The organism is Mesorhizobium sp. M1050 (assembly GCF_040318715.1).
Taxonomy (GTDB): domain Bacteria; phylum Pseudomonadota; class Alphaproteobacteria; order Rhizobiales; family Rhizobiaceae; genus Mesorhizobium.
This window is the reverse complement of sequence record NZ_JAMYMV010000023.1, coordinates 1-19,945: the sequence shown is the minus strand read 5'-3', so window position 1 is coordinate 19,945 and position 19,945 is coordinate 1. Positions and strand designations below refer to the sequence as shown.

The 19,945-nt window shown below is 62.8% G+C and carries 21 protein-coding genes; 13 read left to right on the top strand and 8 right to left on the bottom strand.

Going from position 1 to position 19,945, the window contains the following annotated elements:
• Nucleotides 1–29: 29 nt before the first annotated feature.
• From NKH57_RS15050 to NKH57_RS15035, 4 genes are all read left to right on the top strand, one after another.
• Nucleotides 30–1,247 (top strand): urate hydroxylase PuuD, encoded by a 1,218-nt coding sequence (locus tag NKH57_RS15050; protein WP_023761431.1) that lies wholly within the window; start codon nt 30–32, stop codon nt 1,245–1,247.
• Nucleotide 1,248: 1 nt separating this feature from the next.
• Entirely contained in the window at nt 1,249–2,562 is a 1,314-nt protein-coding gene (gene guaD, locus NKH57_RS15045; protein WP_352945117.1) for a guanine deaminase, read from the top strand.
• Between the two features lie 78 nt (nt 2,563–2,640).
• Nucleotides 2,641–3,144, top strand: coding sequence for a heme-degrading domain-containing protein (locus NKH57_RS15040; protein WP_023761432.1), 504 nt, complete (start codon nt 2,641–2,643; stop codon nt 3,142–3,144).
• Entirely contained in the window at nt 3,141–4,406 is a 1,266-nt protein-coding gene (locus tag NKH57_RS15035; protein ID WP_352945115.1) for a glycerate kinase type-2 family protein, read from the top strand. The genes NKH57_RS15040 and NKH57_RS15035 overlap by 4 nt, the downstream gene beginning before the upstream one ends.
• An 18-nt stretch (nt 4,407–4,424) precedes the next feature.
• On the opposite strand, the gene NKH57_RS15030 is transcribed toward NKH57_RS15035, so the two are convergent.
• Genes NKH57_RS15030 through NKH57_RS15020 form a run of 3 tightly spaced genes read right to left on the bottom strand, consistent with a single transcriptional unit; the run spans nt 4,425 to nt 7,956 of the window.
• Nucleotides 4,425–5,105, bottom strand: a complete 681-nt coding sequence (locus NKH57_RS15030; protein ID WP_352945113.1) for a UdgX family uracil-DNA binding protein — start codon at nt 5,103–5,105, stop codon at nt 4,425–4,427.
• Between the two features lie 59 nt (nt 5,106–5,164).
• Nucleotides 5,165–6,550 (bottom strand): glutamine synthetase family protein, encoded by a 1,386-nt coding sequence (locus NKH57_RS15025; protein WP_502907298.1) that lies wholly within the window; start codon nt 6,548–6,550, stop codon nt 5,165–5,167.
• A gap of 32 nt (nt 6,551–6,582) precedes the next feature.
• Nucleotides 6,583–7,956, bottom strand: a complete 1,374-nt coding sequence (locus tag NKH57_RS15020) for an aspartate aminotransferase family protein (protein ID WP_352945109.1) — start codon at nt 7,954–7,956, stop codon at nt 6,583–6,585.
• Between the two features lie 234 nt (nt 7,957–8,190).
• Here NKH57_RS15020 and NKH57_RS15015 point away from each other — a divergent pair, with 234 nt between their 5' ends.
• Nucleotides 8,191–8,559: a hypothetical protein gene (locus tag NKH57_RS15015; RefSeq protein ID WP_352945107.1), complete on the top strand. Its 369-nt coding sequence runs from the start codon at nt 8,191–8,193 to the stop codon at nt 8,557–8,559.
• Nucleotides 8,560–8,567: 8 nt separating this feature from the next.
• Here NKH57_RS15015 and NKH57_RS15010 read toward each other — a convergent pair whose 3' ends face one another.
• Genes NKH57_RS15010 through NKH57_RS15000 form a run of 3 tightly spaced genes read right to left on the bottom strand, consistent with a single transcriptional unit; the run spans nt 8,568 to nt 10,950 of the window.
• Nucleotides 8,568–9,542 carry a WD40 repeat domain-containing protein gene (locus NKH57_RS15010; protein WP_023761438.1) on the bottom strand — a complete coding sequence of 325 codons (975 nt, stop codon included), beginning with the start codon at nt 9,540–9,542 and terminating at the stop codon, nt 8,568–8,570.
• Nucleotides 9,520–9,885 carry an Imm45 family immunity protein gene (imm45, locus tag NKH57_RS15005; protein WP_352945105.1) on the bottom strand — a complete coding sequence of 122 codons (366 nt, stop codon included), beginning with the start codon at nt 9,883–9,885 and terminating at the stop codon, nt 9,520–9,522. Before imm45 ends, NKH57_RS15010 begins: the two co-directional genes overlap by 23 nt.
• An 18-nt stretch (nt 9,886–9,903) precedes the next feature.
• Nucleotides 9,904–10,950: a CobW family GTP-binding protein gene (locus NKH57_RS15000; RefSeq protein WP_352945103.1), complete on the bottom strand. Its 1,047-nt coding sequence runs from the start codon at nt 10,948–10,950 to the stop codon at nt 9,904–9,906.
• Between the two features lie 199 nt (nt 10,951–11,149).
• Here NKH57_RS15000 and NKH57_RS14995 point away from each other — a divergent pair, with 199 nt between their 5' ends.
• Both NKH57_RS14995 and NKH57_RS14990 read left to right on the top strand, forming a co-directional pair.
• Entirely contained in the window at nt 11,150–11,896 is a 747-nt protein-coding gene (locus NKH57_RS14995) for an intradiol ring-cleavage dioxygenase (RefSeq protein WP_352945101.1), read from the top strand.
• Nucleotides 11,897–12,114: 218 nt separating this feature from the next.
• Nucleotides 12,115–12,585: a MarR family winged helix-turn-helix transcriptional regulator gene (locus NKH57_RS14990; RefSeq protein WP_023761443.1), complete on the top strand. Its 471-nt coding sequence runs from the start codon at nt 12,115–12,117 to the stop codon at nt 12,583–12,585.
• A 125-nt stretch (nt 12,586–12,710) separates the two neighbouring features.
• Here NKH57_RS14990 and NKH57_RS14985 read toward each other — a convergent pair whose 3' ends face one another.
• Nucleotides 12,711–13,580 (bottom strand): AraC family transcriptional regulator, encoded by an 870-nt coding sequence (locus tag NKH57_RS14985; RefSeq protein ID WP_023761444.1) that lies wholly within the window; start codon nt 13,578–13,580, stop codon nt 12,711–12,713.
• 52 nt (nt 13,581–13,632) lie between these two features.
• Here NKH57_RS14985 and NKH57_RS14980 point away from each other — a divergent pair, with 52 nt between their 5' ends.
• The 5 genes from NKH57_RS14980 (at nt 13,633) to NKH57_RS14960 (ending at nt 17,689) form a co-directional block, all read left to right on the top strand.
• The gene (locus NKH57_RS14980; RefSeq protein ID WP_023761445.1) at nt 13,633–14,040 is read left to right on the top strand and encodes a DUF2000 family protein; all 408 of its coding nucleotides are present in this window, start codon (nt 13,633–13,635) and stop codon (nt 14,038–14,040) included.
• 194 nt (nt 14,041–14,234) lie between these two features.
• Nucleotides 14,235–15,119 carry a DMT family transporter gene (locus tag NKH57_RS14975; protein ID WP_352727244.1) on the top strand — a complete coding sequence of 295 codons (885 nt, stop codon included), beginning with the start codon at nt 14,235–14,237 and terminating at the stop codon, nt 15,117–15,119.
• Between the two features lie 79 nt (nt 15,120–15,198).
• A complete protein-coding gene (locus NKH57_RS14970) occupies nt 15,199–16,221 on the top strand; it encodes a LacI family DNA-binding transcriptional regulator (RefSeq protein ID WP_352603352.1) in 1,023 nt (340 codons plus the stop codon).
• Nucleotides 16,218–17,201 carry a 2-hydroxyacid dehydrogenase gene (locus NKH57_RS14965; protein ID WP_352603293.1) on the top strand — a complete coding sequence of 328 codons (984 nt, stop codon included), beginning with the start codon at nt 16,218–16,220 and terminating at the stop codon, nt 17,199–17,201. Before NKH57_RS14970 ends, NKH57_RS14965 begins: the two co-directional genes overlap by 4 nt.
• An 83-nt stretch (nt 17,202–17,284) precedes the next feature.
• Nucleotides 17,285–17,689 carry a hypothetical protein gene (locus NKH57_RS14960; protein ID WP_352603354.1) on the top strand — a complete coding sequence of 135 codons (405 nt, stop codon included), beginning with the start codon at nt 17,285–17,287 and terminating at the stop codon, nt 17,687–17,689.
• On the opposite strand, the gene NKH57_RS14955 is transcribed toward NKH57_RS14960, so the two are convergent.
• Nucleotides 17,690–18,463: a gamma-glutamyl-gamma-aminobutyrate hydrolase family protein gene (locus NKH57_RS14955; protein ID WP_023761450.1), complete on the bottom strand. Its 774-nt coding sequence runs from the start codon at nt 18,461–18,463 to the stop codon at nt 17,690–17,692.
• 265 nt (nt 18,464–18,728) lie between these two features.
• Here NKH57_RS14955 and NKH57_RS14950 point away from each other — a divergent pair, with 265 nt between their 5' ends.
• Complete coding sequence (locus tag NKH57_RS14950) at nt 18,729–19,838, top strand: TRAP transporter substrate-binding protein (RefSeq protein ID WP_023761451.1); 1,110 nt, start codon at nt 18,729–18,731, stop codon at nt 19,836–19,838.
• Nucleotides 19,839–19,945 lie beyond the last annotated feature (107 nt).

The following is a 19,945-nucleotide window of genomic DNA, read 5'->3' as shown; positions in this document are numbered from 1 at the left end:
AAGTCACCCAATCGGCAGGGACGACTTCAATGATGGATTTCGCGATTTTCTGGGACTGGCTGAGCTTCGCCGTGCGCTGGCTGCATGTCATCACCGGCATCGCCTGGATCGGCTCGTCGTTCTACTTCGTCGCGCTCGATCTCGGCCTGCGCCAGCGGCCGGGCATGCCTGCCGGTGCCTTCGGCGAGGAATGGCAGGTGCATGGCGGCGGCTTCTACCACATCCAGAAATACCTTGTGGCGCCGGCCGAGATGCCCGAGCACCTGACCTGGTTCAAATGGGAATCCTACGCCACCTGGCTGTCCGGTTTCGCCATGCTGTGCGTCGTCTATTATGCCGGAGCTGATCTGTTCCTGATCGATCCCAACGTGCTGCCGATGTCAGTGCCGGTCGGTATCCTGCTGTCGCTGGCAACCATCGGCGTCGGCTGGGTGGTCTATGATCTCCTGTGCCGCTCGCCGCTTGGCAAGAGCGACACCGGCCTGATGCTGGTGCTCTACTGCGTGCTGGTGTTCATCGCCTGGGGGCTGACGCATTTGTTCACCGGCCGCGCCGCCTTCCTGCATCTGGGCGCCATCACCGCGACGATCATGTCGGCCAATGTCTTCATGGTCATCATCCCCAACCAGAAGATCGTCGTCGCCGACCTCATCGCAGGCCGCAAGCCCGACCCTAAATACGGCAAGATCGCCAAGCAGCGTTCGCTCCACAACAATTATCTGACGCTGCCGGTGCTGTTCCTGATGCTGTCGAACCACTATCCCCTGGCGTTCGGCACTGAGTTCAACTGGGTCATCGCCTCGCTGGTGTTCATCATCGGCGTGCTGATCCGGCACTATTTCAACAGCGTCCATGCCCGCAAGGGCAACCCGACCTGGACCTGGATGGCAGCACTTGTCCTGTTCATCATCATCATCTGGCTGTCGACCGTGCCGAAGGTGCTGACCGGCGAACCCAGGCAATCGGCCGCCGCGCAGGTCTATGTCGCTTCGGTGCATTTCCCGGCCGTGCGCGACACCGTGCTCGGCCGCTGCTCGATGTGCCATGCGGCGGAGCCGGCCTACGAGGGCATCTATCATGCGCCGAAGGGCGTGATGCTGGATAACGATGCGGATATCGCCAACCACGCCCGTGAGATCTATCTTCAGGCCGGCCGCAGCCACGCCATGCCGCCCGCCAACGTTAGCCAGATCACCGACAAGGAACGCGCGCTGCTGGTGGCCTGGTTCGAAGGCGCAGGGAAATAGCATGATTTCGACACTTCTGCGTGGCCGCACGCTGTCCTTCGAGCGCTGGCCGCAAACCATCGACGACCACTCCGCCTGGCGCTACGAGGAGGATGGCGGTCTGCTGATCCGCGACGGCAGGATCGTTGCCACCGGTGCCTATGCCGAAGTTGAAAAGCAGGCTGGCGAAGCGGTGAAAAAAATAGATCATCGGCCGCATCTGCTGCTGCCGGGCTTCATCGACGCGCATGCGCATTTTCCGCAGATGCAGATCATCGCTTCCTATGGCGCAGAACTGCTCGACTGGCTGAACACCTACACTTTTCCGGAAGAAACGAAGTTCTCCAACGCCCAGCACGGCCGGCGCATAGCGCGGCTATTCCTCGACGAGGTGGTGCGCCACGGCACCACGACGGTCGCCGCCTACTGCTCGGTGCATAAGGCTTCTGCCGAAGCCTTCTTTGCAGAGTCGCATGACCGCAACATGCTCAACATAGCCGGCAAGGTTATGATGGACCGCAATGCGCCAGACGGCGTGCTCGACACTCCGCAATCCGGCTACGACGACACAAAGGCGCTGATCGCCGAGTGGCACGGCAAGGGACGGCAGCTTTATGCCATCACGCCGCGCTTCGCCATCACCTCGTCGCCGGAGCAGATGGAGATGGCCGGCGCGCTGTGCCGGGAATACCCCGACCTGCACATGCAGACGCACCTGTCGGAAAATCATGCCGAGATCGCCTTCACGAAAGAACTCTATCCGTGGTCGCGCGACTACACCGACGTCTACGAGCACTATGGGCTGTTGGGGAAAAAAAGCCTGTTCGGCCATTGCATCCATTTGTCGGAGCGCGAGGCGGACGCGCTTTCGGCCTCGGGTTCGGTGGCGGTGTTCTGTCCGACCTCGAACCTGTTCCTTGGTTCCGGCCTGTTCGACTATCAGCGCTTTCGCCGCCGCGACAGGCCGATCCGTATCGCCGCCGCCACCGATGTCGGCGGGGGCACCAACTATTCCATGCTGCGCACCATGGACGAGGGCTACAAGGTGATCGCGCTGAACGGCGAGAAGCTGAACCCATTCCAATCCTTCTGGCAGCTGACGCGCGGCAATGCCGAAGCGCTGTCGGTGGCGGAAAAGATCGGCACGCTGGACGCAGGCACCGACGCCGACATCGTCGTGCTGGATGCCAGGGCGACACCGGCAATGCGGCTCAGGATGGAAACGGTCGAGACGTTGGCGCAGGAATTGTTCCTGCTGCAGACGCTAAGCGACGACCGCGCCGTACGCGAGGTCTATGTGGCCGGACGGGCCGCCAAGAGCGATATGCCAATTTAGAACGCTCCAGCGTGTTGCTTGCTTGACCCGGCGGCAGCCATCGGTCAAAGCGTGCGGCGAAGTTGACAGGGGAACGACATGGCCGTTGCTGACGACATCGCTCTGATCAAGAGACAGGAAGAGACCCTTGTCTTCTCCGTCTTCGACGAGGCCGTTGCGTTCAAGATCGGCTCGGCCATCCGCAAACGGGCTTTGGCCGAGAACCTGCCTGTTATCGTCGAGATAAGGACCTTCGATCGGCCGCTGTTCTATGCCGCGATGCCCGGCTCGAACGCGTCCAATCCCGATTGGGCACGTCGCAAGATCAATGTCGTCAGGCGATTCCTGAAAAGCACCTACCGCATGGTGCTGGAACAGCAGCGCCCCGACCGCACCTTCAAGATCGGTGAGGGCCTCGACATATCGGACTATGTGCTGGCCGGCGGTGGGTTTCCGGTGACTGTCAAGGGCGCCGGCGTCATCGGTGTGATCGCTGTCTCCGGACTGCCGGAGCGCCAGGATCACGGCGTCGTGGTCGATGCCCTGTGCGATCATTTGGGCGTCGACAAGCGCGGGCTGGCATTGCCTCGGGAAGCCGAATGACCGTGCTCGACCCCAAATCGTTCCTTACCTCGATCTTCAACGCGGCCGTCGCCGCCGCCGATCCGGAACGAACCATCCGGGATCATTTGCCGGCCAGGCCTAAGGGCCGCACCGTCGTCATTGGCGCGGGAAAAGGCTCGGCGCAGATGGCGGCGGCGTTCGAGAAGGTGTGGGACGGTCCGATCGAAGGGCTGGTCGTCACCCGCTACGGCTACGGCGCGAAATGCGAGCGTATCGAGATCATCGAGGCCGCGCATCCGGTGCCGGATGCAGCCGGGCTTGAAGCCTCGCGCCGCCTGCTCGCCAAAGTCCAGGGGTTGACGGCGGACGACCTGGTCGTGGCGCTGATTTCGGGCGGCGGCTCGGCGCTCCTGCCGTCGCCGGCCGCCACCCTGACGCTGGCCGACGAGATCGCCGTCAACGAGGCGCTGCTCGCCTCCGGCGCGCCGATCGCAGCGATGAACACCATCCGCAAGCACCTTTCGACCATCAAGGGTGGCAGGCTGGCCGCCGCGGCGTATCCGGCCAAGGTGGTGTCGCTGGTCGTTTCCGATATTCCCGGCGACGACCCGGCGCTGGTCGCCTCCGGCCCGACGGTTCCGGATAAAGGCAGCCGCGCAGACGCTCTGGCATCGATATCAGCCTATGGCATGAAACTGCCGGCCTCGGTGATGGCGCATATCAATTCGCCGGCCGCCGATGCGCCAAGTCCTGAGGATGAACGTTTTTCGCGCAACGAGGTACATCTGATCGCCTCTGCCGGCGTATCGCTCGAGGCAGCGGCCGCGGAAGCGAAACGGCAAGGCGTCGAGGCCGTCATCCTCTCCGACTCGATCGAAGGCGAAGCGCGCGAGGTCGGCGGCGTCCACGCGGCGATCGCCCGCGAAGTGGCGACGCGCAACCGCCCATTTCCAAAGCCGGTGCTGATCCTATCGGGTGGCGAAACCACGGTGACACTTCGTGCTAAGGGCAAGGGCGGCCGCAATTCGGAATTCCTGCTCGCCTTCGCCATCGGCATCAGCGGCGTCGAAGCCATTCACGCACTGGCCGCCGACACCGACGGTATCGACGGTTCGGAAGACAATGCCGGCGCCTTTGCCGACGGTTCGACCGTATCGCGCATGCGGGCAGCCGGGGTCGATGCCAAGGCTATGCTGGTCGGCAACAATGCCTGGACGGCCTTCAACGCGGTTGGCGATCTTTTCGTGCCGGGCCCGACCGGCACGAATGTCAACGATCTCAGGGCAATCCTCGTCGGATAATCCCAGCACCAGGTGATCTCAGGCGGCCATCAGCCGCTTCACCTTTCTCATATCGTCCAGGAACCGGCCTCGTTCGGCTTGCTTGTCCGCAGGCTCACGAATGCGCAGGATGAGGGAGGGATGGATAGTGACAAAGACGCGCAAACCGTCCTCGCGTTCGATCACCTGGCCACGCATCTTCATCACCGGAATCGGCTTGCCCAGCAGCGACGTCGCCGCTGTCGCGCCGAGTGCCACGGCGATGTTCGGCTTGATCAGGTCGAACTCCTGGTCGAGCCACCAGCGGCAGGCCTGAATCTCGCCGGCATTCGGCTTGGAATGAATGCGCCGCTTGCCTCGGGGTTCGAATTTGAAGTGCTTGACTGCGTTGGTGACGTAGACTTTCTGACGGTCAACCCCAGCGTCATCAAGGATGGCGTCGAACACCCTGCCTGCGGGCCCGACGAAAGGCTTGCCGGCGAGGTCCTCCTGATCACCAGGCTGTTCGCCGACGAAGATCACCTTGGCATCGTCCGGCCCTTCGCCGAAGACGGTCTGCGTCGCATGACGCCAAAGCGGGCAGCGACGGCAGCCCTCTGCTGCCTCGCGCAGGTTCGTGATCGAGCTGGCTTTGGCTTCGTCCGCTATCGGCTCCGCACGTGCAATAGAAACACGCCGGGCAGGGATCTTCGCTTCATGCGGAAGGCCCGTGGTCGCCATCATCTTGCCTCGTCCCATTTCGATATTGAAATGAACGAGATCGGCGATGGTTCCTTTCCTTACACCTCGTGCAGATAGAGGTGGTAATCCAGTTCGCTGACCGTGCGCGCCACCCGCAGATACTCCGACTGCTTGATCGCCACGAAGGTCCGGTGCAGGTCCTCGCCGAGCGCGCCTTTCAGGAAGCTGGATGCCCTCGCCGCTTCGATTGCGGCGCGCCAATCGACCGGCATGGTCGTGCGCGTGACTGCCGCCTCGTAGCCGTTGCCAGTGGTTTCGGGGCCGGGGTCGAGACCTTCGTCGAGCCCCTTGACTATAGCGGCCAGCACGGTCGCGGCTATCAAATAGGGGTTGGCGTCGACGCCGGACGGCCTGTGCTCGATGCGCCGGTTCTTGGCGTCGCCCGCCGGCACGCGCAGCGCCACCGAGCGGTTGTTCACACCCCAGGTCGGCGCCACCGGCGCATAGGATTGCGAGACGAATCGCCGCCAGGAATTGGCGTGCGGCGCAAACACCAGCATCGATTCCGCCATCGTCTGGATCAGGCCGCCGAGCCCTTGCAGCAACGGCAGCGACCAGCTCTCGCCGCCGGCTTCGGCAAAGACGTTTCGGCCAGCCTTGTCCTGCAGCGAGACATGAAAATGCATACCGGAGCCGGCATATTTCTCGATCGGCTTGGCCATGAAACAGGCGGTGACGCCGTGGCGACGCGCCTGCGCGCGGACCAGCCGCTTCAGCATGACGAGGTCGTCGGCTGCTCGCATCACGTCCTTGCGGTAGTTCAGCGTCAGTTCGTATTGGCCCGGCGCATATTCGGAAATCACCGTCTCGGCCGGAATTCCTTGCGCCTTGGCCGCGGCATAGATGTCGGAAAACAGCGGCTCCATGCCGTGCAGGTGATCGACGGAATAGACCTCGGTCTTGCTCGAGACACGGCCGTCGAGCACGGCGCGCGCCGGCTGCACCTTGCCGTCGGCATCGCGCTCATTGGCAAGAAGAAAAAATTCGAGTTCGAAGGCGCCGGCCGGATAGAGACCCTTGGCTGCCAATATGTCGACCTGCCGTGCCAGCGCGAGGCGCGGATCCGATGACATGGGCTGGCCGTCGAGCTGGTACATGGCCATCAGCAACTGGCCGCGCGGCGGGTTCGTGCCGTAGAGCGGCACCAGCGTGCCGGGGATCGGCCATGCCCTGAGGTCGCCGTCGCCGGTCGTCCAGATCAGCCCGGTCTCGTGCACATCCTCGCCGGTGATGTCGAGGCCGAGGATCGAGATCGGCATATGGCGGCCGCCCTCGAAGATGCTTTTCAGCTCGTGCCGGCGCACGATCTTGCCGCGACCGACGCCATTGGCGGCGGTCAGCACGATATCGAAAGCCTCGATCTCGGGATGGGCGTCGAGAAAGGCTTGCGCCTCGGTGGGCGTCGAGCCCGAGGGTGAGGTCATCATGGCATTGGGGTGGTCCATCGCCGCTTGTCTCATGCCGCAAGCTTTGCCGCAACCGCGCCGAAGGCGGCGATCAGCCGGTTGACCTGGGCCCCCGACGTCGCCGGCGAGATCAGCATCATGTTGTGGAAGGGTGCGATCAGCACGCCGCGATTGACCAGCGCGACATGGATTGCTGCCTCCAGTTCCGGCGCATGCGCTGTCTCTGCCTCGGCGCCATTCCTCAAGGGGCCGGGCGCGCAGATGAACTCGACGCGCGCGCCGACGCGGGAAACATGCCAGGGCAGGCGGTAGCGGTCGATCACGCCGGTCAGCCCGGCATCCAGCCGCCGTGCCAGATCGTCCATGCGGTCATAATTTTCCTGCGTCATCACCTCTTCGAGTGTGGCGCGCATCGCCGCGAACTGCAGCGGGTTGGCCGAGAGCGTCGTGCCCATGCCGGAATAGCCCGGCTCCTTGGTCCTGTTGTAATCGGCGTAGCGCGATGCGACGTCGTCGCTCATGCCCCACACACTGGCCGGCACGCCGCCGGCAATCGGCTTGCCCAGAACGAAGAAATCCGGCTCCAGCCCGTATTTCCTGGTGTAGCCGCCCGGGCCGGTCGAGATCGTATGCGTCTCGTCGATCAAGAGCAGCGTGCCGGCTTCGCGCGTCAGTCTGCGCAGCGCATTGTGGAAACCGGCATCGGCCAGCACCATGCAGGAATTGGTCAGCACCGGTTCGGCGATGACGCAGGCGACATCCTTGTCCTTGAGCGCGGCTTCGAGTGCTGAAACATCGTTGAACTCGATGACCTTGGCGGTGCGGGTCAGGTCGCGGAATTCGCCCGCCAGCCCCGGCCGATTGACCGCGATACCATCGACAAGCCGCACCATCGTCTCGTCGACCGAGCCGTGATAGCAGCCGTTGAAGACGAGGATCTTTTCTCGCCCGGTGACGGCGCGGGCGACGCGCAATGCAAAGCGGTTGGCGTCGGTCGCCGTCGTCGCGATCTGCCAAAACGGCAGGCCGAAATGCTGTTGTAGCAACGGCCCGATAGCGATCGCGTCTTCCGAAGGCAGCATATAGGTCAGGCCGCGCCCGGCCTGCCGGCGGATGGTACGCGCCACCGGCGGCGGCGAATGGCCGAACATCGAGCCGGTGTCGCCAAGGCAGAAATCGTCGAGCCTGATACCGTCGATGTCGGTGATGGTCGCGCCCTTGGCGCTGTCGACCAGGATCGGAAACGGCGTCGGCCAGTCATTCATCCAGTGCATCGGCACGCCGCCGAAGAAGCCGGGCAGGCCATTGCCGGCCTTGGCTTGCGACTTCGGCCGGGCCTTGCGGAAGGCCGCGCCTTCGGTCTCGCGCAATTCGGCAATGCGGTCGCGGCTGATGCCGCCGATGGACGTCTTTGACGTGTGCATGAAACCCCTCTGGTCCGCCACTCTTAGCCAATCCGTGTCCGCAAGCGCAATTGGCCGCGCATCTGTCCTGCATTGGCTCAGCCGGCATGGGCACCGCTTGACCCCGTTGACGAAGTCAGCGCCAATACAAGCGGCCATGGGGGACAGAAATGCGGACGATCATCGGTGTGGCAACGCTGTTGTTATCGGCCAGCGCGGCCTTCGCCTCAGGTGGCATCTGGTGCAACGTTGACGATGATGCTGTGGCATTCGACGTCGGTGCCGGCGTCACCAGAGGCATGGGCGACCCGACCTTCAACTTTCGCGGCGATCTCGAAATCAAGACGAGGCCAGGTCGGCGATGACCTGCGCAAGACCGTGTTCGAGGATTCCAATCTGACCCAGTACTGGCTGGACGGCAAGGAATTGCGGCTGAACATCTACCGCGAGCATCAGCTCGCAGATACCTACAACTATGTCGAGCTGACGATCCTGACCAAGACCAGCGACGAGGGCGTCTATGACGGTCAGTACACGCTCGCCGTCTATGACAAATCCGCTGACACGGACAAGGACGGCAAGACTGTTGAGTTGACGGGCAAGGTGTCGTGCGGGGCTGAGTAAATCCGAAACTACGCCGTGATGTCGATGACGCCGCAGTCGCCTGCGGCACTGCCGAAGGCAACGCGGCGCTCTTCCCTGTCCCACATCATCGAGGTGATGGCGCCCTTGCCCGGTCGACGCAACAGCACTTCCTTGGCGTCTGCAAAGCGCACCGCCATCACCATGCCGTCATCATAGCCGACGGCGACGACGTCCTGGCTCGGGTGGCAGGCGACTGATGTCACCATGGCGTTGCCGCGCGTGCCGAGCTCCAGCGGGGCCTTGCCCATGGGACCATCCTTGCTTGAAAATGGCCAGATGATCGCCGCCGGCGCGCCGGAACTCGCCAGCCACTTGCCCTTCACGCTCCACGACAGGCTTTTGACCTTGCCGGGATAACCGCTCATGCGCATGTGCTTGCCGTCGGCGAGCTTCCAGCCATGCAATGCATTTTCCTGCATGGTGGTGACCAGGAACGCGCCATCGGGCGAGAAGGTGATGCCGGTGTGGGCGCCGGCCCATTCGAGCTCCACCGGCTTTCCCTCGGCGGCCGGGAAATGCAGCGTCGCGCCATTGTAGCGAGCAACGCCGAAACGCATGCCCTTGGGCGAAAAGGCCAGTCCCTCGACCGAGCGCGGATGGACGAATTCCCGGGTCTTGCCGTCGGCAAAGCGCACGAAGGCGGTCTTGCCCGTCGCATAGGCGATGGCGCCTTGCGGCCCAGCAGCAACGCTGGTGATCCATTTCTTTCCGGCATTGGTCAGTTCGGTGGCCTCGCCGCCCGCCTTCACGGCAAACACCTTGCCGTCCTCGCCGCCGGTGATCAGCCGGTCGTTGGCCACATCATGGAAGGCGGCAAGCAGCCCGTCATTGGCCTGTACCGTCTTGTGGCCAAGGTCGAGCCGATGGACGGCGCCGTCGGCCATCGCGAAATGCGGCACGTCGCCGAGAAAGACGGCGGCGACGCAATGTCCATCGAGATCAAGCGGGGCGACGGTCGGCATGGCAAGTCTCAACGGTCATTCGTTCGTTCCAGCGCAGGATCACGGTTTCCTCGATCGGAACCGGGCCGCCTTGATAGGTGAACACGAACCATTTGTCCCAGTTTTCGATCAACCAGGCTTTCGAAAGTCCAGGTTTTTTCTCGAACCGGCTTTCCTCCGGCAGCACTGAGAAGACCAGACCCGCCTTGTAGCCGGACGTCACCATGAGTCCAAGCCCGGCCTCATCCTCCTGAGGATCGAACACCATAAGATCGACGGTCCCAGAGCCGGGGCCGACATCGTAATTATCGGAAAGTTGAATGATGTCGCCGATGATCAGGAAATCATCGGCCAGATCGAACAAACGCGCCATTGGTAACGGTCAGGCCGCCTGGCAGGCGTCAAAACTCTTCTTCAGCCGCTCGGCGTCGAGTTCGCGGCCGATGAAAACAAGCCGGCTCTCATGCTTTTCGCCATCCTTCCAGGCACGCTGGTGGTCGCCCTCGATGATCATGTGCACACCCTGGATGACATAGCGTTCATCGTCGCCCTTGAGCGCAATAATGCCCTTCAGCCGCAGGATGTTGGGGCCTTCCATCTGGGTGATCTTCTCGATCCATGGGAAGAATTTCTTCGGGTCCATCTCGCCGCCGCGCAGCGAAACTGACTGCACGGTCACGTCATGGATGTCGGAAGCATGCGCGTGATGATGGTGCCCGTCATGATCATGGTCGTGATGATCATGGTCGTGGTCATGATGATCGTGGTCATCATGCGCCTCGAGGAAATGCGGATCGTTTTCCAGCGCCCTGGACAGGTCGAAGGCGCCGCGGTCGAGCACTTCGGATAGGTCGACGCTGGCTCGCGCCGTGCGGTGGATCTTCGCCGCCGGATTGATGGCGCGGATCGTCGCCTCGACCTTGGCAAGCTCTTCGGGGGTGACGAGATCGGTCTTGTTGAGCACGACGACGTCGGCGAAGGCGATCTGGTCCTCGGCCTCCCTGGAATCCTTGAGCCGCAGCGGCAGATGCTTTGCGTCGACCAGCGCCACCACCGCGTCGAGCCTGGTCTTGGAACGCACGTCGTCGTCCATGAAGAACGTCTGCGCCACCGGCACCGGATCGGCGAGCCCGGTGGTCTCGACGACGATGGCGTCGAAACGGCCGGGCCGGCGCATCAGGCCCTCGACGACGCGAATCAGATCGCCGCGCACCGTGCAGCAGACGCAGCCATTGTTCATCTCGTAGATCTCCTCGTCGGATTCCACGATCAGGTCGTTGTCGATGCCGATTTCGCCGAACTCGTTGACGATGACGGCGTAGCGCTTGCCGTGGTTTTCCGACAGGATGCGATTGAGCAGCGTCGTCTTGCCGGCGCCGAGATAGCCGGTGAGAACGGTTACGGGAATCTGCGTCTGTGCGTCGCTCATGGGTTGCCTCGAACTATCTGGGCCGCAAAGTCCGGCCATCGAAATGAGATTGTCGGCTCCATATAGGATGTGCGCCGGGCTTTTGCACGAGGCAAACCGATGGGCCAAACCGGCTTGCCGACATTACCGAACTTCCATTGGCGAGAGCCGCTATGACCGCCTAGATCAGGATGGGGGAGGCCAATTCGAGAGGCACGATATGTCCAGCAAGCCATCCTCCTTCTCATTGAACAGGCGCAAGGCGCTCGGCTTGATCGCGGTTACCGCCGGCGGTGGTGTCTTCCTACCGGCCGCGGCAATGGCCGCCCAATCTTCGGTTACCCAGGCCTCGCCCTATGCCGGACTGGCCCTTTTCGAGACCGGCGCCGGTGTCTGCGCCATTACACCTGAAGTGACCGAGGGACCGTTCTATTTCGACCCGAAGCTCGAACGTGCCGATGTCACCGAAGGCAAGAAGGGCATAGCCCTTGATGTCCGGTTGCAGGTCGTCGACGCGGCCTGCCGGCCGCTTGCCGGCGCACGTGTCGACATCTGGCATTGCGACGCGCAAGGTGCCTATTCCGGCTATCCGGGGCAAGGTGACGGCAGGGACGTCGACACGTCGGGCCAGACCTTCCTGCGCGGCTGGCAGAAGACCGATGCAAGCGGCATCGTTTCTTTCGCCACCATCTATCCCGGCTGGTATCGCGGCCGCACCACCCATATCCATTTCAAGGTCTTCCCCGACGACAGTTCGGTAATGACCGGCCAGTTGTTTTTCCCCGACAGTCTCAGCGAGCAGATATTCACCACGGTCGCGCCCTACAATGACCGGCCCGGCAAGCGCGACACCTCGAACGCCAGTGACGGCATCGCCAGGCAGGCCGGACCGCTGTCGCAGGCGGCACTGCGCGAGGTGGAGGATGCCTACCAGGCGCTGATGATCGTCGCGGTGAAGCCTGGCTGAGCGCCATTCGCTCACGCGCCGTGCCCGCGACGAAAACTCCGGCCGCGAAAACTCGTTTGTCATCTAACTGAAATAAACATCTGGCATTAGCCACCTCGGACACCACAATGCTTGCCGGCAAAGATGTTTGAAGCGCCGGAAATCTTTTTGATCGTCATTGCCAACCGGCCGGCTGCCTCTATGCTGCCCGCACCCGGTACGGCCGAAGAGGGATGACCATGGCCAAGGCGGACAAGACTGCGACAATGAGCCGGCTGCATTCGGCGGCAAGGCTTGCAAGAACTGCGCTGGCGGCACGGCTTCTAGCGCACGGCTTTTATGCCGGCCAGGACCAGATCATGCTGGCGCTCGACCGCGAGGATGGCCAGACGCCCGGCAATCTTGCAGGGCGTCTCGGCGTACGGCCGCCGACCATCACGAAGACCATCAACCGCTTGCAGGCCCAAGGTTTCCTGGATAAACGCGCCTCCGAGGCCGATGCCCGCCAGGCGCATATCTTCCTCACCGATACCGGGCGCGAGATCATTCACGCCATCGAGAAGTCGGTGAAGAAGACGGAAAAGCAGGCGCTGAAAGGCCTCGACAAGAAGGACCAGAAGACGCTGTTCAAGCTGCTCGCCCGCATCGAGGCCAACCTCTCGAACGAAGAACTGGCTTTGATCGACGACGACGCCGAGTCGGACGACTGATTGTGCGTTAGAGCATTCCACCTTTCCACGGAAAACGGCGAACCGCTCCAACTCTTTGTTTTGACGCAATTCCGGACGGAAAACCGCGTCACACTTTTCCTGGAATTGCTCCAGGCGGCAGGCGTTCAAGCCGCCGCTGCAGAGCCTTGTATAAGCGACGACCAGCGTCCCGGCGTCATGCCGAACGCCTTCTTGAATTGCCTGATGAAATGGCTTTGGTCGCTGAAGCCGGCGTCGATGGCGATTTGCGCCAATGGCTCGCCGGCGGCGATCATCCTCCGCGCGCGCTGGAGCCGGCGCATCACCAGGAAACGATGCGGGCTGGTCGAGAAGGCGGCTCGGAAATGCCGTGACAGGGCATAGCGGTCGAGCCCCGTTACCGCTTCCAACTCGCCGGAACGCACTGGGCGGGTCAGGTTTTCCGTGAGATAGTCGCGAGCCAGTGCAGCCGCCCGCCACGCCGTCCTGGCCATCGGCTTTGCCGGCTGGCCGGCATGCCGCGTCAGGCTTTGCATCAACTGCGCGAGGAAGTCGTCGACGAACAACTCGTCGAGTTCCCGCTCCATCGGGCCCAGCGCCGAAAGCAGCGTGGCGCAGAAGGCCGCGTCCGTCACCACGCCATCCCTGACAAACGGCAGCGACGCGCCGCCAAGGCACTCCAGCATCAAAGACGGCTCCAAATAGAGCATCCGGTAGCGCAGGCCGGCCTCCGTACCGGCGCCGCCGTCATGCAACTCGTCGGGATGCAGCACGATGATCTGGCCGGGCAGGCTGTGGCGCGTCGCGCCGAGATAGCGGAACGTCTGCACCCCGTGCAGCGTCACGCCGATCGCGTAGGTATCGTGGCGATGCAGGTCGAAGGCATTGCCGTGGAAGCGCGCCTCGATCCGCTCCATGCCGGCGGGGTCGGGGGCGGAGATAATGCAGTTTTCCGCCGCATCGACGCACAAACGTCCAAGACCTCTAAAGGCCTGGCTGTCTAGATCGTGCGACATCGTTTCCTTCAGTCCCAAAACCGGGGCGCAACCTCGAATGGTCTATTTTCTCATGTTCGATACGAAATTTGCAATCGTGCTCAGGCAGGATTTGCCGGTTTGGCAGAAACTCAACGTCACCGCCTTCCTGACCAGCGGCATCGCCGCCCAGTTTCCCGACATCATCGGCGAGCCCTATTGCGATCGCGCCGGCAATCTCTACAACCCGCTGTCGATCCAGCCGGTCATCGTGCTGTCCGCCGACCAGGCAACGCTTGGCACGATACACATGCGCACACTGGAGCGCGGCGTGACGACCTCGCTCTATGTCGAGGAGATGTTTTCGACCGGCTTTGACGCGGCCAACCGCGCCGTCTTCGCCGAATTCGCGCCTGAAGACGCCAAGGTGGTCGGCATAGCGCTTCGCGCCGACAAGAAGCTGGTCGACAAGATCACCAAGGGCGCCCGCATGCATCCGTAGCCCTTCAGACACTACGCCTGCCGGCGGCTCTTGTTGTGCCAGCCGGCTTTCGTGTCGCGACGCCGACAATTGGCTTGCCGGGAGCCGGCAATTCCCGCAAAGGAGAGCTCCAGTCCAGCTTCCGATCCGGCCTGCAATTGAGTGCTCCCCAAAGACATCTAGAAAGCGCGACGCCACCGGTGGCGATCCTGTGCATGCTTTCCACCTATGTCTGTTTCACCTTCCTCGACACCAGCAGCAAGTACCTCGTCCTTGCCGGCGTTTCGGTGCTGATCGTTGCTTGGGTGCGCTTTGCCGTGCATGTGGTGCTGGTCGGCACGCTGCTTCGCGGCTGGCGCGAGCCGGCGCGCTTTCGCCCGGACAATCTGCCGGCGCATGTCCTGCGCGGCCTGTTCTTGTTCGGCTCGACCATCTTCAACGTCCTGGCGCTACGGTCCCTGCAACTGGCCGAGACCACCTCGATCTATTTTTTCGGGCCGATGGTGATCACGGCTCTGGCCGGTCCGCTGCTCGGCGAATGGGCGGGCTGGCGCCGCTGGCTGGCAATCCTGGCGGCCTTTGCCGGTGTTCTCATCATCACCCGGCCGGGCGTCGGGATTTTCGGCATCGGGCATCTCTTCGCGCTCGGCTCGACGCTGTCGAACTGCTTCTACGTCATCATGACGCGCCGCATGTCGGCGACCGAGACGCCGGAGAGCCTGATCCTGTTCTCGGCGCTGGCGCCGGCGCTGCTGCTATTGCCCTTGCTGCCGTTTTCATTTTCGCTGCCGCATGATGGCTGGCACTGGTTCGTCCTGCTCATGCTCGGCGTGTTCGGCGGTGTTGGTCACTGGCTGCTGGTCCAGGCCTACCGGCTGGCGACCACCACGGCATTGGCGCCCTATCCCTATTCGCAGATGGTATGGATGATCATTTCCGGCTGGATCGTCTTCAAGCAGTTTCCCGACCGCTGGACGCTGGACGGCGCCGCCATCATCGTTGCCAGCGGCCTCTACATCGTTCATCGCGAGCACCGGCTTCGGCTGCAGAGCCGCGCGGGTTCGGATGTCGAGGCGGAAGCGCTGGCAAAAAAACTTTGATTTGCCTTCGATCGGTGGCATAACGCCGCCTTTAAACTGTTTAGGTCAAGAACTCAGGTCGGTCGGGGAGCGCAGAGCGCTGGCACAAAAAATCAAGCTTTCGACGATCGCGGATGCGCTCGGCGTGTCCACGGCCACGGTCTCGCTGGCGCTGCGCGACAGCCCTCTGGTTGCCGGAATCACGCGCGACCGCATCAAGGAACACGCTCGCGCCATCGGCTACATCTACAACCGCCGCGCCGCCAGCCTGCGCACCTCGCGTTCGGGCATTGTCGGCGTCGTGGTCCACGACATCATGAACCCGTTCTTCGCCGAAATCCTGCGCTCGATCGAAAGCGAGCTCGACCGCAGCCGGCAGACCTTCATCCTGTCTAACCACTACGATCAGCTTGAAAAGCAGCGCACTTTCATCGACACGCTTTTGCAGCTCGGCGCCGACGGCGTCATCATGTCGCCGGCCATCGGCACACCCGCTTCCGATATCGTGATGGCCGAGGAGAACGGTCTGCCGGCGGTGCTGATCGCGCGCACCGTCGAGGGCGCCGACGTGCCGGTCTTCCGCGGCGACGATGCTTATGGCACCGGGCTCGCCACCAACCATCTGATCTCGCTCGGACACAAGCGCATCGCCATGATCGGCGGCACCGACCAGACCTCGACCGGCCGCGATCGCTACCAGGGCTATGTCAACGCCATGGAGGCGGCCGGGCTTGAAGTCAGGCCGTCCTGGCGCATCGCCGGCCCGCGCACCAAGCAGGCCGGTTTCGAGGCCGCCGGGCAATTCCTGGCGCTGAAGGATAGACCGACGGCGGCCTGCTGCTGGAACGACCTTGTCGCCATCGGGCTCATGAACGGCATCGCGCGAGCCGGCCTCGTGCCTGGCCTGGACATTTCCGTCACCGGCTATGACGATCTCGAAGAGGCGGCGATTGCGACGCCGGCACTCACCACCGTCTGGAATGGGCAGCGCGAGGTGGGCCGCCGTGCCGCCAGCGCCCTGCTCGACAAGCTCAACGGGCAGATGGTGCGGCCCTCGCAGGAATTGATCAAGCCGGAACTGCATGTACGTCAGTCGACCGGCAAGCCGGTGGAGCGTGGATGACCAAGGCCGAACAACTGCAAACCGTCACCATCCTGGTGCCGGGCGATTTCAACGATCATGCGGTCGACCGCATCGACCGCACATTCAGGCGTGTCACAATCGAACGTGCCGATCCGTCCCTGGTCACCGACGAGATGCGCAGCAACGTGCGTGGCATCGCTTCGTTCGCCGGCATCAACGCGGCGATGATGGATGCACTGCCCAATCTCGAACTCATCGCTTCCTTCGGCGTCGGCTATGATTCGGTCGATGTCGGCCATGCGGCGGCGAAGAACGTCATGGTCACCAACACGCCCGACGTGCTGACCGAGGAAGTTGCCGACACTGCCATCGGGCTGCTGATCAACACTGTCCGCGACCTGCCGCGAGCCGAAACCTGGCTGCGCGATGGCAGTTGGGTGCGCAACGGCAACTATCCGCTGAGCCGGCTGACCTTGCGCGGGCGCCGTGTGGGTATTTTCGGCATGGGCCGCATCGGACAAGCTATCGCCCGGCGGCTCGAAGCTTTCGGCCTGCCGGTCTCCTACCACAATCGGCGTCGCGTCGAAGGGCTTTCCTACCAGTACCATCCGACGCTGAAAGGCCTTGCCGAATCCGTCGACACACTGATTTCGGTAGCGCCTGGCGGAGCCTCGACGGAGAAGGCGGTCAATGCCGAAATCCTGTCGGCGCTTGGCGCCGATGGCGTCTTCGTCAACATCGGCCGCGGCAGCACGGTCGATGAGCCCGCGCTTGCGGCAGCACTCGCCAACGGCATCATCGCCGCTGCCGGCCTCGATGTCTTTGCCGACGAACCGAACGTGCCCAAGGCGTTGCTCGACGCGCCAAACACCTCGCTGTTGCCGCATGTCGGCTCGGCCTCGGATCACACCCGCCGTGCCATGGCGGACCTGTGCGTAGACAATCTGGTGTCCTGGTTCATCGAGCGCCGCCCGCTGACGCCGGTGCCGGAGACGGTCGGAGTCAGGGCTCGTGGCTGAGCTGCGGCTGCCGCGTTTATTAACGTCGGCTTAACCCTCAGGAATCATTCTTTATCCTGTCCGGTGTGCGTGGATGAAGAATGATGAAAGCAATTTCCGCATTGATCGCTGCCGCAGCCCTGTTTGGCAGCATTCAGCTGTTTCACGGTGGCAGCAGTGAAAGTGCCGCCGACGAAGTCGTGCCGTCCAACAGCTACAGGTTGGTCGCCAATGGCGACGAGGCGGCGTGTGCGGTCAGTCGCGGGACCGAAATCTCGGATGGCTTGTCCCTGCTTGCCGTCGCCCCGATCTGCCGCAAACTCTTGCCGGGCATAGAGCAGGCGAAGTTCTGGCGAGAGCAAGACGACGGCACGGTCGCCTTCAGCGCCAACGGTGTCGATCCGATCGTCACATTCGCGGCTGCCGACGGCAATGGCTACGAATCTTACGCCCCGGCGCTGCCGCTGCTGTCGCTGGCGGCCACCAGTGACTCTAAATCTGGCGACTGATTATTCTGCCGCAGCGCGCGCTCCGGCTTTCGCCGCGGCGTGCAGGCGAACAGCATCGCCGAAGGCGCGGAATATTTTCGCCGAGTTGCTGTCCGACTTGACCCAATATTCAGGGTGCCATTGGACGCCGACGGCGAAGGCGCGAGCATCCCTGACCGACACCGCTTCGACCGTGCCGTCGTTGGCGACGGCCTCGATCTGCAGCTTCGAGCCGAGCCGGTCGACCGCTTGGCGGTGTACGGAATTGACCATGATGTCGCCCTCGCCGAACACACCGGCCAGGCAGCTTCCGGGCTTGATCGTCACCGTCTGCCGGATACCGAAGCGTTCGTCCTGATTGTCGCTCACCGGGGCGCGGTGGTCGAGCGAACCCTCGCGCTCCTGGATCTCGGTGCCGAGCGTGCCGCCGAGCGCCACATTCAATTCCTGGATGCCGCGGCAGATCGCGAGCAGCGGCACGCCGCGCTCGATCGCCCGGCGAATCAGCGGCAGCGTCGTGGCGTCGCGCGCCGGGTCATAGGGCCCGTTGGCTTCGCTGGCGTCGCCGCCATAAAGCGAAGGATGCACATTGGATTTCGAGCCGGTGACCATCACGCCATCGACCGACGACAGAAGTTCGTCGAAGTCGAGCCGGTCACCAAACGACGGCACAAGCACCGGGAACACGCCGGCGCCGGTGATCGCCGCTTCCAGATATTGCTGCGGGACGGCATGCCAGGTGTAGTTGTCGAACTGACGGACGTCGGTTGATATGGCGACGAGCGGCTGATGCATTTTGGCTCTGTGTTCCATCTGAGCAAGGGATTCCTGCCTCCAAAATAGGCGATCCCTGGGGATTTTTCCATGCCAAGTTTCAACGTGTCACATAGGCCAGGAAACGGCCCGTTAGACTATAGTTGCAGGGCGGCTGGGCTTCGCCGTCAAATCGGGCCGCCGTGCTGGACTCGACTTCTTGCCCGTGTATTGTCTCGAACGAACCGACACTGAAATCGAGGATATCCCCGAACGTCGGTCTTTTGATCCAAAAGGGAGGAACTGCATGGATCGTCGTTCATTCATTCGCAAGGCTGGTGTCACAGGCGTCGGCGCCGCGGCGGCGGCGGCCACTCTGGCGGCGCCCGCAATAGCTCAGTCCAATCCCAAGGTGACGTGGCGGCTGGCGTCGTCCTTCCCGAAGTCCCTCGACACCATCTATGGCGGCGCCGAGGTGTTCTCGAAGATGCTGTCGGAAGCCACCGACGGCAATTTCCAGGTCCAGGTCTTCGCCGCCGGCGAACTGGTGCCGGGCCTCCAGGCCGCCGACGCCACCACCGCCGGCACGGTCGAAGCCTGCCACACGGTGGCATATTATTACTGGGGCAAGGACCCGACATGGGCACTCGGTGCGGCGGTTCCCTTCTCGCTCAACGCACGCGGCATGAATGCCTGGCATTACCATGGCGGCGGCATCGACCTGTTCAACGAGTTTCTCGCCACGCAGGGCCTTTTCGGCCTGCCGGGCGGCAACACCGGCGTGCAGATGGGCGGCTGGTTCCGCAAGGAAATCAAAACGGTGGCCGACCTTTCCGGCCTCAAGATGCGCATCGGCGGTTTTGCCGGCAAGGTGGTGCAGAGGCTCGGCGTCGTGCCGCAGCAGATCGCCGGCGGCGATATCTATCCTGCGCTGGAAAAAGGCACCATCGACGCCGCCGAATGGGTTGGGCCCTATGACGACGAGAAGCTCGGCTTCTACAAGGTCGCGCCCTATTACTACTATCCCGGCTGGTGGGAAGGCGGCCCGACCGTCCACCTGATGTTCAACAAGGCGAAATACGACGAGCTTTCGCCGACTTACAAGTCGCTTCTGCGCACCGCGGCACAGGCCGCGGACGCCAACATGCTGCAGAAGTACGATTATTTGAACCCTGCGGCGGTGAAGCGGCTGGTGGCCGGCGGCGCGAAACTGCGCCCGTTCAGCCAGGAGATCATGGCGGCCTGTTTCGAAAAAGCCAACGAGGTCTATGCCGAAATGGAAGCCTCCAACGCCCCGTTCAAGAAGATCTGGGAATCGATCAAGGGCTTCCGCAAAGAGCACTATCTCTGGGCGCAGGTGGCCGAATACAATTACGACACCTTCATGATGGTCCAGCAGCGCAACGGCAAGCTGTAGCCCCATCAGAGAGACCTAGGGCTGTCGATAGCGAATTAAGTTGTCCGGTTTAGGTAGCACACGAGTTGTCCGCTGCTTCTGGTTTTGTTCTGCTGGCCGCCGAGCGG